Below are 13,178 nucleotides of genomic sequence, written 5' to 3'. Positions count from 1 at the left end.
TTTCTCTGTTGTACCTTCATTGTAGTAAATGAGTATGAAGGAACGATAAATCTCTTGTAACGATATGATGAATTTATATTACGCAATTGTAAAGCGTCCTACCTTGGTGCTGTAATTAAGGGCTGGACAGGAGGACTGCTTGCAGCCTTCGCGATCTTCCTGCCCGCTTTCCTGCTCGTTTTTGGCACGCTTCCTTTTTGGAATGCATTGTGCCGCAACCCCAAAGTAAAAGGAGCTCTCATGGGTGTGAACGCTGCAGTGGTGGGTATTTTGATCTCAGCTTTTTATCAGCCAATTTGGACGAGCTCCATCCTGGCCCCCATCGACTTCGCTTTTGCCGCATTGCTTTTCAGTTTGCTTATGTATTGGAAGCTGCCGCCATGGTCGGTTGTGGCCATTGGGGTGGCGGGAGGAACATTACTTTCTTACGTGTCCTGAGAATTTAAAAATACTGATGAAATAATCCTCCTCCGGGAAATCGCCGACATATTCTAAACCCTGAACACCGTAGAAACCTTTCAGCTTTTCATTTCCTGCCCAGCAGTCTAAATACAGCGTTTTGTTTTGTTTTTGTGTTAAAGAGCAAGCAAAACGGATGATTTGGGAGCCTATGTTTCTACCTTGGTACTCGGGCAGGATAGCGATTTTTGAGATGTAAAGGCTTTGCGGTTCCATGGGTAGATCACTAAGTTTGCTTACTGAATAGATGTAGAAAGCTCCGGTGATCTGAGCATCCAGCATTACAACATAACCCTCATGCCGCTCGACTGCCTGTTTAACAACAAAAGGATCCCATGGATACGGCCACTGGTTGATTCCTTTCTTCAGCAAGTCGAGGGTAACGGCATTTAGGACCTTGACCATGGACGGAACATCTTTAAGTGTTGCTAGTTGTATCTCCATTATTTTTTAGCAAAAGAGAGTCCTTTTTCCTCAAGCGCCGTACGAAGCTGTTCCATTGCCTTCGGACCCATCCCATGGAGTTTTGATACTTCAGCTTCACTAAGATTGACAAGCTGCTCAAGTCTGGTAAATCCTGCACCGGCCAGAGCGCGCTGTGCCGGTTTTGCTAATTTGGGCGGAAAATCACTTTCAAGATTTTGTGCCAACATACTCGCTCCTTTCTAAAAAATTCTTCAGATGATGAAAGGCTTGGTTTGCTGATTCTTCGTTATAATTTGCCGTGTGAGGATCGCTAAATCCGTGCTTTCCGGCAAATTTGTAAACTTCAACATCCTTTTTCTGAAGCACCGTGATCAGCTCGTCCACAGCAAAGGATTTCTCCTCTTCCGGAAAAAACAGCAGGACAGGGCACTGAGGGGAGACCTCTGTATAGTTTCGAATGCGCGAACCGTAGTACCCAATAATACCGTCCACTCCTTCTTCCTTACTGCATAGCCAGGCGACAGTAGCCCCCACACTAAATCCTGTGATAAAGATTTTTTTATAGTTCGGTTTATTTTCCTTTACTAATTTTTTGACCTCTTGGGAGGTTTTCTCAAATCCTACGTTCTTCATGAAATGCTCATAAGCAAGACTTTCCTCATAATAATCAAAAGGCGTTTCCCGTCCCAATATATTCGGGCAAATGACATCAAATTCCTGCTGAGATAAGAACTTACAAACCTTTTTCATGTGCTGATTCAATCCATAAATTTCGTGAACGACGATGATAAGGGTATCCGAATGAAGATGTACTTTGAACATTTAAGACCTCCAGACAACAATTGTCCATAAAAAAAGAAAGGGTTCTGCTCCCTCTCCATTTAATGTATTATTTGCCGGCAAAGAACGTCCAGCGTTTTTTCTTCAAACTGTTTAATAAAGTCAGGATAGAATGATTTTCTTCCTTCAGCGCTTTTTCAAAATGGGACAAGGTCGGCTTCGGGCCTTGGATCCGGGAGACAAACCGTCTGCTCTTCACAAACTTCCCTCCAGCTTCACGGAAATGTTTGCTTTAGTATATGCAGCAAGGTGTCAATCATACAAAAAAGGGCAGCGGAATAATCCACTGCCTTTAAGGTCTTATTTTCGTTTGAATGTTCCCCGTCTGTTTCCTTTTTGAATGATCCGCTCATTCTCTTCCATGACCTGCATGGTGTGATGGCTGATGCCGACTTTTGGAAACTGAATTCTTGGCTTGAACGTGATTCCTTTTCGTTCACAGTTCTTCATGGATACCGGCTGGCTCCCCATAAGATCGAGTCCACTCGTCATGCATCATCACTCCTTTCCAAAGCTTGTACAAGGATATCGTAAGTGGCCAATAAGATTCCGATCAAAGAACCATCGACATCACTTACTTTTGCAGAGGATGAAATCTTGATTACATAAATTTCATCTTCAATATTAAAAGGATAAAACGCAAAGTTGTCTTCCTGGTTATAGTAAGCTTCAGCTCTTGATAGCGTAGATTGAATAAGGCTTGCATTCGTATACGCAGCCAGTGCTTCGTTCTTCTCTTGCGGTGTATCGAAAGGCAGGATCGTAAAGCTATGGCCTTCCTTCTCTACATAAGCCTGAAGAACGAGCTTCAGTCCATATAGATAGTTTTCCTTACTTCCATAATACGCCGTGATCCCTTCCGTTTTCAAGATATATAGGGCATTATTTACTTTCGCACGCAGATCATCCAAAACATCTGGTTGTTCTCTACAGATCGTGTGATTCTTGCTAGTTCATTATTCCCGATTTTTTTCAAGTACAAACTTAGGAAGATAAAGGCATCGATGAGGATAAACACCACGAGAACGACCAGATAGTTGGTCCAATTTGCAAAGATGCTGTGCGGCTTTCCTGTCCAATAGATCAAGGCACCGAATATGTAAATGACGTACCACAATTTGCGGATCGCATCCAATTTCTTTTCAGCTTTATCTTCATCTCTCCAATAAAAAATAAGATAAGCTCCAATTCCGATAAAAATCAGCCAGACGACCACCCGAAAAAACCAGATCAAAGTTTCTTCCCCTCCAATCCCGTGCTGTCTACCATTGAATTCCCTTCACGGAGTGTGGATTCCTGCCTTGTTGGCTGGAATTGAGCCTAACTTTCAATAATTGTGCCTCTAACTCCAATTCATTGGGCGAACCTCCGGATAATTGATCCTTACTGAAAAAAACAACTGATCATCCATTTCTGCTTCTCTTTTTCAGCAAATTTTCATATCCTTATACCTTTAAAAATATATTGGTAATAAAATAGGCAGTTTCCGTTAATGGCACAATAGCTGAAAGGAGCAAACATGGCAGTTAACAGAGCACTACAGTTATCTACAGAACAAATGCTTTCCACCATTCAGCATGGCCTTGGCTTATCTGCTTTTCAAAAGAAAATCATTGTCGTCGGGGCTGGAATGTCAGGGCTGGTGGCAGCTTCTTTATTAAAAGAAGCCGGGCATGATGTTACCGTTCTGGAGGCAACGGAACGTGTAGGCGGCCGGGTTTATACGATGCGCAGCCCCTTTATGGATGATTTGTACCTGGATGTTGGAGCTATGCGAATTCCGCATGATCATTATTTAGTACTGGAATATATAAAGAAATTCAATTTGCGTACGAACAGATTTTTGAATGTCACCTCCAATGATCTGATTTATGCAAACGGAATCAAAACCAATCAAATGGAATACCAGCGAAATCCGGATATATTAAACTATCCTGTCGCTCCTCATGAAAGGGGGAAATCTGCTGAACAATTACTTATGATGGCGATAAAGCCCATTGCCGACTATATCCAAAAGAATCCCCTCAAAAACTGGCAAAGGGTTGTGAAAGACTTTGATAAATACCCGATGTCTTTTTTTCTTCTGTACAATCCTGTCGGACCCAGTTTATCTCCGGGGGCAATTGAGAGTATAAAGGTTTTGATTGGACTGGAAGGCTTTCCTGAACTATCTTTTCCTGCAATTCTCAGGGAATTGCTGCCGCTCTTCAGTCCTGCCATACAGTTTTATGAAGTGGAAGGAGGCAACGACAGACTGCCCAAAGCTTTTTTACCCCTGCTGAAGGAAAATCTTAATTTCGGGTACCAAATGACAAAGATTGTTCAAAATAACAACCAGGTGACCATCCATTCTAGACATACCAAAAGCCAGCGGCCATTAACGGTAACCGGCGATCTGGCAATTATAACGATCCCCTTTTCATTACTATCATTCGTTGAGATTGAGCCGCGTAATTTGTTCTCTCATGACAAATGGAAAGCGATCCGGGAACTTCATTACGTAGCTTCTACGAAAATAGGACTTCAATTCAAAAAAAGATTCTGGGAAAGAGAAGGCATCCATGGGGGGAAATTGATGACCGACCTGCCCATTCGTTTTGCTAATTATCCAAGCCACCTAATTGGTTCTACAGGATCAGGCATTATTTTAGCCAGCTATACTTGGGAAGATGATACCCTGTCATGGGATAACTTGCCTGAGGGAGATCGGATTCGAAATGCCTTGGATAATTTGGCAACGGTTCACGGCAAGCAAATGTACGATGATTTTTTAACTGGAGCCTCTCATAGCTGGTCACAGTATCAGTTCTCCGGAGGCGCCTTTTCCATGTTTAAGCCATCCCAGGAAACAGAGTTGTTCCCTTATATTCCTACACCTGAAGGAAGAGTCCATTTTGCAGGGGAACATACATCGACTGCTCCTGCCTGGATTGAAGGAGCCATTCAATCTGGCATCAGGGTTGCCCATGAGGTGACCAATCTTCCCCGAACCTATTTTGGAGGTGATGGATGATGAAGGTTCAGTTCCTTCATGGCCATCCCCGGCACCCCCAAGCCATCAAAACAATCCTGTTTGCTGATCCTTCGTCCTGAGCTCGTGAACTCCAGAAGTCATCCCAGGTTATAAATATGGTCTTTTAATGCAATATCCATTCTTTCCCCTCCTAAAAAAAGACTTAAGGAAAAGAGCTCCAGATTGTTATCCAGAGCCCTCATATGATTCTATTTTATATCTTTAAATGTTCCAGTGGGGATGTTAAATGACCATTTTTTTCCGTCTTTTGCCTGAAGAGTTAACGTAAATCCTTTGGCACCAATAATTTTAACTTCGCCATGTTTGCTTGGGGTCTTGTATTCTTTTTCCCCCATATACTTGCGTTTGTCTCCTTCCGACCTCACAAAGACATAGCCTTGCGCGGAATCATTAATCAATGCTCCGGCTTCGACGGTTACATTCTTGCCGCTCATCTCACCGTTTTTGATCGGGCTGACCCAGCCATTTGTGAATTTAGCTTTTTGGTCGTTTACCGGGTCTTCCACATGCGTCAAAATTTGAGCCGTCACCGCGCGGTCATGCTGAACAACAAGCGGACCGTCCACTCCATCTTTCTTGGAGATGTTGTCATTTCTCGCTTTAACTTTGTTCTGTGCTTTTCGCTCCATAATCTCTCTTTTTTCTTTTGGAAGATTATCATAAGTGCCAGAAGCAGATACATGGTAATAAGTAACTCCTGCTCCAAACAATACAGCCATTGTTATAAGTGAAATTGCTATTTTTTTCATGTCTTTCACCCCTCAAATGGAATTAATGCCAACGGATATCCGTTGAGAGCATTGGATAATTTGTAGCAGCTTTGGTTTTTGAATCACTGTATAGTTCGTTGTACAGCTGGGTCCAGCCCTGGCTTGGCGTGTTATCGAGCTCCGTATGGCATCCTGTATTCGTACAAGCAGCATATTGGGTTAAAGAAGCGCTGAATTGCATCGGTTTAGCAGCAGTGACGGCAGAGTACTTGGCAATATTCTGCCACTGTTCGGCCATATCGCCGCTGTTATCATAAATTTCCGGAAGCGGCCATGCAGGCGATGCTCCCCAGGAAATATATTGAATATCTTTATAGGTCCAGCCGTTATTACACGAATAATTGATGGTGCCCGAGTTAAGGTTGGTGTGGTAGCATCCGTCCGCAGAACCATAATTATAGAGCGAATAGCTGTTAACAGAATCATAGCCTTTCACCCACTCTGTGGTAGTCGATACAGGATCGTATCCCGGTTCCATATCGTTACCGCCATCTACTTCAACCTGATCAGAATAAGAATTTGTGTTATTATGGCTGTTAATATCATCGATCATATTGGCAAAGTTCTGGCCGCCTTCATACGTAACGGTATAGGAGTTATTCGTTCCGACAATGATATGAACTGTGGATAGTGAATCACTTGCTGTGCCTTTCCAATATCCCCGGGAGTAAGCTTCGACCGCTGCCCCAACTTGAGTCAGCGTGGCATCCGGCATCCCGAAAAGAGACAAACTCGTTGGCGAAGACTGTCCACCGAAATCAAGAATAACCATACTGTTCTGAATTCCCGCTTTCTTGTAATCTGCTAGGCCTTTTTGGTATCCCATATCATATAATGTCACTGTATCAACAGTGTCCATGTAATAGCTTTGTGCGGATGGCGGCGGTGTGGCAGCGCTTACATTTTTAACCGGAAGCATATATCCAAAACCAAACATCACAACCATTGCTAATGAAACGAATACTCTACCAATGTACTTACCAAGTAACCCCACTTGCTTGTTCATCTCTTTCCCCTCTTCTTTTTTGACTTTAAATGTGCAAAAACAAGGCCCTATACTTCCCCCCATTCATAAAAATTTTGTATATAAAAGGAATTCGTCCGAATGATTGCTTTTATTTACATTGTTCTGATAATTTTTACAATTATTTTAAAAAATAACAAAAAGGAAGTTGACAATTTCTTGTCATCTTCCCTCAAAATCTTCCCCAATCAAGCTCTTTTAAAAATTGATAAATGTCTTCGTGCAGCTTTTCTTTCTCAGGTCCCCTCGTCACAAGGTGCGGAGAGTTTTCATACCAGATCAGCGACTTTTGGTCAGATGAAATCCGTTCATAAAGAAGGTCCGCACTTTCCAGATTGACGGGATGATCCTTACCCGATTGTACAACGAGTGCAGGACACGTAATCTCCTGTATATGCTTCCCTGCTTCCTCAATCACCGCCTGTACGGTTTGAACCATCTTGGCTGATTGCGGCTTCAAGCTTCCCCATTCTTCTTCCATCTGTTCCGGCGGAGTTCGTAGGATCGTTTTATATCTCCTCGTAAAAAGACTGACGTGCCGGCCCAAGTCTTCTGCGCTTTTCGGCTTAACTGGCGCACACATGGAGACGAGCCCTTTTACCGGAAAAGTGTATGCCATTTTCAAGGCAAACACGCCACCAAGAGAGATACCGACAACGGCAATCTCATCATGGCCTTGCTTCTGTAAAAAGCGATATCCTTCTACGACGTTCTTCCACCACTGTTCCGCCCGTATGGTGACTAGTTTTTCAGGCGTATCTCCATGCCCTTCATACAATGGGCCATGGCACGTATAGCCTTTCTCGTTTAAAAATCGGCCGAGCTCCCGAACATCCACCGTGTTTCCTGTAAATCCGTGCAGAAGCAGGACGGCCCGCTTGCCGCCTTCAAAGGTAAAAGGCTTTGCTGAAACTAATTTCATGACTGATCCTCCGTTCACTTTGTTCTGCTCCCAATGTATCATAAACAACCTGCCCTAAAAGTGAAAAAAGAGAATGATTAGATCATTCTTCTTAAAGTATTAGTCATAAATTTAGTAATTATTTGAAAATTAACACATAATTTTGAATTAATTCGAGAAAGGTCATTGACATTAAATACAGAAAGAGTAAAATGTTCTTTAAAACTTTAAACAGAGGTGTCCGTGTTGAAGTACTCATTTGCCAATCGCATTTATTCATTACAATCATCTGCCGTGAGAGATATTTTAAAAGTCGTGAACCAGGAAGGCGTCATTTCTTTTGCCGGAGGCCTGCCAGATGATCAGCTTTTTCCTTTGGAAGGAATTGAAGAAGCATTTGCTAAAGTGTTTGCATCCGGAAAGCATGCTCTCCAATACATGGAGACAGAAGGATATTTACCGCTTCGTGAAGTCATCCTTGAACGGATGTCACGCAAAGGCATTACAAACTACACTACAAAAGATGTGATGCTGACAACCGGGTCCCAGCAGGTCATCGACTTGTTTTCCCGTGTCATGCTGAACCCTGGAGACGTCATCCTGACCGAAGACCCTACGTATCTCGCAGCGCTACAGGTATTTAAATCCTATGAAGCACGTGTGATTGGTGTCGCATCTGATGAAGATGGCATGATTCCTGAGGACTTGGCGCACAAAATCAAAGAATACAAGCCGAAATGCATCTATGTCGTTCCTACCTTCTCCAATCCTGCCGGAAAGGTATGGTCACTTGAGCGCAGGAAACAACTGCTTCAAGCAGCCCATAAGCATAACATTGTGATCCTTGAAGACGATCCGTACGGTGATCTTCAGTTCAACCGCGAGGAAACCTACACTCCGCTTGCTGCACTGGACGATGGAACCTGTGTCCTGTACACGAGCACCTTTTCAAAAACAGCCGTACCGGCACTTCGTACAGGCTGGGTCGCCGGGCCATTTCAAATTGTCCGCATGATGTCACAGGCAAAACAGGCAAATGATCTTCATTCCAACTCCCTGTCACAGCAGGCACTCTATCATTTCTGTACAGGGTTTGATATGGACGGCCATATCGACCGCCTGATTGCAGAATATGAAAAACGGATGAACGTCATGTACCGCTGTCTGGGAGAAGCCAACCTGCCAGGATTAAAATTAACCAAACCAAAAGGCGGCATGTTCTTCTGGCTTGAGCTCGACGAACACGTTAACACAACTCTCCTTCTGCCGGAAGCTGTCTCCCGTGGCGTTGCATATGTACCAGGCGAACCGTTCTTTGCCACCCTGCCGAAAACGAATGCATTGCGCCTGAACTTTAGCCACCCGACAATTGAGAAGATCGAAAGCGGCATTACAATAATGACAGAGCTGTTTAAAGAGTCACTTCAGAAGGAAGTAGTTTATTCATAAGAAATGCAAAAGGAACCTGCTTTGAAAAGCGGTTCCTTTTTTTTATTATTTAACCCGCAGTCCTTGTCCTGCATAAATCGTATAGTCACTGTCCAGGTTGTTCCACTGTTTTATTTTTCCTACCGAAGTTCCATACATCTTACTGATCGAATAAACGGTATCGCCTGGCATGACCGTATGATAGACGGCTGTTGCTTTCTTGGTGAGTTTAAAGCTTTTTACGATACCATTCACGTGGGCACGCGCTATGCTACTAATAAAAGAACTGGATCTTAATTTTGCGGCATCCGCAGACGTATCAATAAAACCATTTTCAGTTAGGACTGCTGGCATATTGGACTCCCTCAGCATGTGAAAGTCTGCCGTTTTCTTACCGCGATCCGTGAAATCGACTAAGTCGATTACGGCATCGTGAATATTGGTGCGATAAGCAGTTGTAGGTGCACTTGTACCAGGATAGATATAACTTTCAAAGCCTGTCCCGCCGCCAGCGTTAATATGAATAGATAATAAATAATCCGCATCCCAGTTGTTGGCTGCGTCAGTTCTTTCATTTAACGATACGAACTCATCAGACGTTCGGCTCATCTTAACTTCCACATTATTATATTCGACTAACAATATATTCTTGATCCGAGTCGCAATCTGCAGGGTGATATTTTTCTCCTGAAGGCCATCCCCGACGGCTCCTGCATCATCACCGCCATGCCCAGGGTCAATAAAGATTTTAACCATCTACTAAACACTCCCTGTTGTTAAAAACTTGAGAAAGAACAATCTCATTCTCTCTATTATTCTATGTAAAAAATCTAGCAATGGTTTGGACAGGCCTACCCCTCTTAATTATATAAAAAAAGACCATCCCAAGAGTCTGACTTGGGGTGGTCTTCTGATTGCTTATCGTTATAATACTTTGCTTAAAAAGGATTTGGTTCTGTCGTGCTGAGGGTTTCCAAATAATTCACTTGGAACATTCTCTTCAACAATATAGCCGCCATCCATAAATAACACCCGGTCACCCACCTCGCGGGCAAAGCCCATTTCGTGTGTCACGACGACCATGGTCATCCCTTCTTGAGCTAATTGTTTCATAACTTCTAATACTTCTCCTACCATTTCTGGATCAAGAGCTGACGTTGGCTCATCAAACAGCATGATTTTCGGGTTCATGGCAAGCGCCCTCGCAATGGCCACACGCTGTTTCTGGCCTCCTGATAATTGGCCTGGATAGCTGTTTGCTTTTTCTTTCAATCCAACCTTAGCCAATAGCTCCAGGCCCTTCTCTGTTGAAACCGCCTTAGAAACGGAACGCACTTTAATAGGTGCAAGTGTTACATTTTCCAGGACCGTCATGTGCGGGAAAAGATTAAAGCTTTGAAACACCATTCCGATGTCTTGTCTGACTTTATTAATATCAATTTTTGAATCCGTAATATCTTGGCCTCTGATGATTACTTGTCCGTCTGTAATGTCCTCCAATTTATTAAGGCAGCGCAGAAACGTACTTTTCCCTGACCCTGAAGGACCAATCACACATACCACTTCTTTTTCTTGAATTTCTGCATTGATACTTTTTAAAACCTCTAACGTTCCAAATGACTTCTTTAAATTGCTCACTTGAATGATACTCATCTTAATTCAAATCTCCTCTCGAGGAAGTTTGCCAGCAGGGAAAGAAGATAGATTAATATAAAGTAAATGATTCCGACAACAAACCAAATCTTAAAAGCCTCAAAGGTGGCTGAGGTGGCAACCTCACCTTGCTGCGTCAGATCCGCAATTCCAATAATCGATAATAGGGAGGTATCCTTTAAGCTTATGATGGCTTGGTTTGTAAACGTCGGCAGCATTCTTCTGACCGCCTGAGGCAATACGATAAACCGCATATTCTGTAACCCTGTTAACCCCAGAGATCGCGCAGCTTCGGTTTGTCCTTTATCGATGGATTGAATACCGGCCCGGATAATTTCAGCAAAGTACGCGCCGGCATTAAGACCGACAGTCACAATTCCAGCGGTTGTTTTGTCCATGGAAATCCATTCTAAAGAGTTAAGCCCAAAATAGATAAAGAACAATTGCACCAGAATGGGAGTACCACGGATGGCATCAATGTAAATTTTAGCAATCAAATTCAATGCTTTTAGCGGCGAAAGACGAAGCAGCGCCATGACTAACCCAATGATTAATCCTAAAATGAGTGCTGCGATAAAAATATAGACGGTAACTTGAAGCCCTTCTATCAAATAGGGCATCGCTTTTGTAATTGCATCCATAACAAACTCTCCTTTCAAAAATACGGCGCGCTGTGAGCGCGTCGTATTTTAACTAACCTATTATTCTTTTAAGTATTTTTTGACGATCTCGTCGTATTTCCCGCTTTTCTTTAAATCCGCAAGGCCTTTGTTGATTTTCTTCAATACATCCTCATTCTCGCCTTTTAATACGGCAATACCATAGTTGTCACCATTGAGGCGGTCTCCTACAATCTTAAGACCAAGATCCTTCTGTGCAATCGCGTAGGCAACGACAGGATAATCTTCAATCAATACGTCGGCATTGCCATTGGAAACTTCCTGGAACATAGAAGGGCTATCATTGAATTGAACCACTTTCGCATTTTTCTTTTTAGCCAATTCTTCAGCAAACTGGGCACCGGTTGTCCCTTTTTTAACCGCAATCGTTTTTCCTTTCACATCATCTTGGGATGTGATGTTATTGTTGTTCTTGGCCACGACCAGAGTAAGTCCTGCCTTGAAGTATGGATCAGAGAAATCTACTACTTTCTTTCTTTCGTCCGTAATACTCATGCCCGCAATGGCAATGTCAAGCTCATCCGCTTGCAGGGCAGGAATGATCCCTTTGAAATTCATCGGCTCCAGTTTGATTTTAAAGCCTTCTTTCTTAGCAATCTCTGTGATCAAATCAATATCGATCCCTTTTTGTTTTCCGTTTTCTTCATACTCAAACGGAGGGTAGGTTGTATCAACCCCGACTTTATACACTTTGTTTTTGGCGTCTTCTTTGTCTCCGCCACATGCAGCCAATAACAATGATAGAATCATTACCAGACCGAAGATACTTAGTTTTTTCATGATAATCCTCCCTTTTATGTAAATTAAATCTCGACTTTTAGAATACCATAAATATTGTGAAAAGATTTATAATTATTTCTTATTCCAGAAGCAACCCGCTTGCTCGGCAAAAGGCAATTCCGTTTCTTCAAGCCTCGTTATGTAAGGTTTCAACAATTAATTCCCCTGCTTTCCCATGGTTTCAATAACGATTTCTCCTTCACCAGACGGTTCTTCAAAACCATTCAGATAAGAAGTTAATATTACTTCTGTAATTGGAAAAGCAGCATTGGCATCAAAACGCTGGCTTCTTATATTCAAGCGCCTGCGTAATTCATCAGGAGGAACTTTCAAATAAATGACTTTCCACACCCCTCCTGCATCTTCAATAAGCTGCTTATATCGTTCTCTTCTCGAACGCTGCCAAAAGCTAAAATCAACAACTACTTGCTTTTTCTCTTGAATCAATACCACCATATATTTTCGAAGCTTCATATCCGCTTGTTCCTTATATTTCTCGTAGACTTCAGCAGGAAAATCAATTCCATATCGGCCATGGGTGGTCCAAATCTCTTCATCAATGGAAAGACGGACAAAGCCCTCTTTCCCCAACTCTTGAGCAAATGTGGTCTTGCCAGAACCAGCTACCCCACACATCATGACCACTAATGGAGCAGCATCCTTCCCTTTTTGAGTTATAAGATCATTCAGTACCGTGTCCCTTAACATGGTAGACCTCCTTTCTAATGACAATCTCCCACTCCGGATTCCAGACGACTTCCCACAAATGGCCATCAGGGTCTTGGAAATGCCCGGAATATCCGCCCCAGAACGCGTCATGTGCCGGGTCGGTGATCACAGCACCTGCTCTTTTTGCCTCTTTCATCACTTGGTCCACTTCTGCCTTGCTTCCAACATTGTGGCCAAGCGTAAACTCAGCAGGGTTTGGTGTGCCTTGTGCCACCTTAGCCTCATGGGCAAGATCTTTACGATTCCATATGGCGAGCTTTACCCCTGATTCCAAGTCAAAGAAAGCCACCGCACCATGCTCAAACTCTGTTCCGATAATTCCTTCTGTCTGAAATCCCAACCCGTCCCGATAGAATTTTACCGACCGTTCCAAATCATTGACACCTAACGTAATAACCGTAATTCGTGGTTTCATCTAAAAAACCTCCTTTAGGTTAGAGTACATAAAAAACCC

16 protein-coding genes and 2 pseudogenes are annotated in these 13,178 nt (G+C 43.0%); 3 read left to right on the top strand and 15 right to left on the bottom strand.

What is annotated here, in order from left to right; translation table 11 throughout:
- Window positions 1-93: 93 nt before the first annotated feature.
- A pseudogene (locus M1K46_RS05715) lies at window positions 94-438 on the top strand (chromate transporter); the annotation flags it as partial.
- Here M1K46_RS05715 and M1K46_RS05710 read toward each other — a convergent pair.
- From M1K46_RS05710 to M1K46_RS05685, 6 genes and pseudogenes are all read right to left on the bottom strand, one after another.
- Window positions 418-864 carry a GNAT family N-acetyltransferase gene (locus M1K46_RS05710; RefSeq protein WP_256225293.1) on the bottom strand — a complete coding sequence of 149 codons (447 nt, stop codon included), beginning with the start codon at window positions 862-864 and terminating at the stop codon, window positions 418-420. The pseudogene M1K46_RS05715 and the gene M1K46_RS05710 sit on opposite strands and share 21 nt — an antisense overlap.
- A gap of 38 nt (window positions 865-902) precedes the next feature.
- The gene (locus M1K46_RS05705) at window positions 903-1,109 is read right to left on the bottom strand and encodes a DNA-binding protein (RefSeq protein WP_369795866.1); all 207 of its coding nucleotides are present in this window, start codon (window positions 1,107-1,109) and stop codon (window positions 903-905) included.
- On the bottom strand, window positions 1,093-1,707 hold the full coding sequence (locus M1K46_RS05700) for a dienelactone hydrolase family protein (protein ID WP_256225291.1): 615 nt from the start codon (window positions 1,705-1,707) through the stop codon (window positions 1,093-1,095). Before M1K46_RS05700 ends, M1K46_RS05705 begins: the two co-directional genes overlap by 17 nt.
- A gap of 67 nt (window positions 1,708-1,774) precedes the next feature.
- Window positions 1,775-1,924: a hypothetical protein gene (locus M1K46_RS05695; protein ID WP_156419122.1), complete on the bottom strand. Its 150-nt coding sequence runs from the start codon at window positions 1,922-1,924 to the stop codon at window positions 1,775-1,777.
- Between the two features lie 101 nt (window positions 1,925-2,025).
- Window positions 2,026-2,217 carry a hypothetical protein gene (locus M1K46_RS05690; protein WP_256225290.1) on the bottom strand — a complete coding sequence of 64 codons (192 nt, stop codon included), beginning with the start codon at window positions 2,215-2,217 and terminating at the stop codon, window positions 2,026-2,028.
- Window positions 2,214-2,941: pseudogene (locus M1K46_RS05685) on the bottom strand (type II toxin-antitoxin system SpoIISA family toxin). Before M1K46_RS05685 ends, M1K46_RS05690 begins: the two are co-directional and overlap by 4 nt.
- A 303-nt stretch (window positions 2,942-3,244) precedes the next feature.
- On the opposite strand from M1K46_RS05685, the gene M1K46_RS05680 reads away from it, so the two are divergent.
- On the top strand, window positions 3,245-4,738 hold the full coding sequence (locus M1K46_RS05680; protein WP_256225288.1) for a flavin monoamine oxidase family protein: 1,494 nt from the start codon (window positions 3,245-3,247) through the stop codon (window positions 4,736-4,738).
- A gap of 209 nt (window positions 4,739-4,947) precedes the next feature.
- On the opposite strand, the gene M1K46_RS05675 is transcribed toward M1K46_RS05680, so the two are convergent.
- The 3 genes from M1K46_RS05675 to M1K46_RS05665 all read right to left on the bottom strand — a co-directional run bounded on the left by M1K46_RS05675 (window position 4,948) and on the right by M1K46_RS05665 (window position 7,475).
- The gene (locus tag M1K46_RS05675) at window positions 4,948-5,508 is read right to left on the bottom strand and encodes a hypothetical protein (protein ID WP_256225286.1); all 561 of its coding nucleotides are present in this window, start codon (window positions 5,506-5,508) and stop codon (window positions 4,948-4,950) included.
- 22 nt (window positions 5,509-5,530) lie between these two features.
- Window positions 5,531-6,535, bottom strand: a complete 1,005-nt coding sequence (locus tag M1K46_RS05670; RefSeq protein WP_256225285.1) for a hypothetical protein — start codon at window positions 6,533-6,535, stop codon at window positions 5,531-5,533.
- Window positions 6,536-6,725: 190 nt separating this feature from the next.
- A complete protein-coding gene (locus M1K46_RS05665; protein WP_256225282.1) occupies window positions 6,726-7,475 on the bottom strand; it encodes an alpha/beta hydrolase in 750 nt (249 codons plus the stop codon).
- A 225-nt stretch (window positions 7,476-7,700) separates the two neighbouring features.
- Between M1K46_RS05665 and M1K46_RS05660 the strand changes: the two genes are divergently transcribed.
- Complete coding sequence (locus tag M1K46_RS05660; RefSeq protein WP_256225281.1) at window positions 7,701-8,903, top strand: PLP-dependent aminotransferase family protein; 1,203 nt, start codon at window positions 7,701-7,703, stop codon at window positions 8,901-8,903.
- Between the two features lie 45 nt (window positions 8,904-8,948).
- Here M1K46_RS05660 and M1K46_RS05655 read toward each other — a convergent pair whose 3' ends face one another.
- From M1K46_RS05655 to M1K46_RS05630, 6 genes are all read right to left on the bottom strand, one after another.
- A complete protein-coding gene (locus M1K46_RS05655) occupies window positions 8,949-9,638 on the bottom strand; it encodes an N-acetylmuramoyl-L-alanine amidase (RefSeq protein WP_256225280.1) in 690 nt (229 codons plus the stop codon).
- Window positions 9,639-9,806: 168 nt separating this feature from the next.
- Window positions 9,807-10,535, bottom strand: a complete 729-nt coding sequence (locus tag M1K46_RS05650; protein WP_053355118.1) for an amino acid ABC transporter ATP-binding protein — start codon at window positions 10,533-10,535, stop codon at window positions 9,807-9,809.
- Window positions 10,532-11,176, bottom strand: a complete 645-nt coding sequence (locus M1K46_RS05645) for an amino acid ABC transporter permease (protein WP_053355119.1) — start codon at window positions 11,174-11,176, stop codon at window positions 10,532-10,534. Before M1K46_RS05645 ends, M1K46_RS05650 begins: the two co-directional genes overlap by 4 nt.
- A 60-nt stretch (window positions 11,177-11,236) precedes the next feature.
- Window positions 11,237-11,995: a transporter substrate-binding domain-containing protein gene (locus tag M1K46_RS05640; RefSeq protein WP_053355120.1), complete on the bottom strand. Its 759-nt coding sequence runs from the start codon at window positions 11,993-11,995 to the stop codon at window positions 11,237-11,239.
- Between the two features lie 156 nt (window positions 11,996-12,151).
- Entirely contained in the window at window positions 12,152-12,703 is a 552-nt protein-coding gene (locus tag M1K46_RS05635) for an AAA family ATPase (protein ID WP_256225279.1), read from the bottom strand.
- The gene (locus M1K46_RS05630) at window positions 12,678-13,139 is read right to left on the bottom strand and encodes a VOC family protein (protein WP_053355122.1); all 462 of its coding nucleotides are present in this window, start codon (window positions 13,137-13,139) and stop codon (window positions 12,678-12,680) included. Before M1K46_RS05630 ends, M1K46_RS05635 begins: the two co-directional genes overlap by 26 nt.
- Between the last annotated feature and the right edge of the window lie 39 nt (window positions 13,140-13,178).

The organism is Fictibacillus sp. WQ 8-8, from assembly GCF_024494405.1.
Lineage (GTDB): Bacteria > Bacillota > Bacilli > Bacillales > Fictibacillaceae > Fictibacillus_C > Fictibacillus_C marinisediminis.
This window is presented reverse-complemented; position numbering and strand designations above follow the sequence as displayed.

Excerpts from the sequence above, each read along its gene's own strand:
- M1K46_RS05710 (WP_256225293.1), bottom strand. The coding sequence starts at position 864 with ATGGTCAAGGTCCTAAATGCCGTTACCCTCGACTTGCTGAAGAAAGGA.
- M1K46_RS05700 (WP_256225291.1), bottom strand. The coding sequence starts at position 1,707 with ATGTTCAAAGTACATCTTCATTCGGATACCCTTATCATCGTCGTTCAC.
- M1K46_RS05690 (WP_256225290.1), bottom strand. The coding sequence starts at position 2,217 with ATGACGAGTGGACTCGATCTTATGGGGAGCCAGCCGGTATCCATGAAG.
- M1K46_RS05680 (WP_256225288.1), top strand. The coding sequence starts at position 3,245 with ATGGCAGTTAACAGAGCACTACAGTTATCTACAGAACAAATGCTTTCC.
- M1K46_RS05675 (WP_256225286.1), bottom strand. The coding sequence starts at position 5,508 with ATGAAAAAAATAGCAATTTCACTTATAACAATGGCTGTATTGTTTGGA.
- M1K46_RS05670 (WP_256225285.1), bottom strand. The coding sequence starts at position 6,535 with ATGAACAAGCAAGTGGGGTTACTTGGTAAGTACATTGGTAGAGTATTC.
- M1K46_RS05665 (WP_256225282.1), bottom strand. The coding sequence starts at position 7,475 with ATGAAATTAGTTTCAGCAAAGCCTTTTACCTTTGAAGGCGGCAAGCGG.
- M1K46_RS05655 (WP_256225280.1), bottom strand. The coding sequence starts at position 9,638 with ATGGTTAAAATCTTTATTGACCCTGGGCATGGCGGTGATGATGCAGGA.
- M1K46_RS05650 (WP_053355118.1), bottom strand. The coding sequence starts at position 10,535 with ATGAGTATCATTCAAGTGAGCAATTTAAAGAAGTCATTTGGAACGTTA.
- M1K46_RS05645 (WP_053355119.1), bottom strand. The coding sequence starts at position 11,176 with ATGGATGCAATTACAAAAGCGATGCCCTATTTGATAGAAGGGCTTCAA.
- M1K46_RS05640 (WP_053355120.1), bottom strand. The coding sequence starts at position 11,995 with ATGAAAAAACTAAGTATCTTCGGTCTGGTAATGATTCTATCATTGTTA.
- M1K46_RS05635 (WP_256225279.1), bottom strand. The coding sequence starts at position 12,703 with ATGTTAAGGGACACGGTACTGAATGATCTTATAACTCAAAAAGGGAAG.
- M1K46_RS05630 (WP_053355122.1), bottom strand. The coding sequence starts at position 13,139 with ATGAAACCACGAATTACGGTTATTACGTTAGGTGTCAATGATTTGGAA.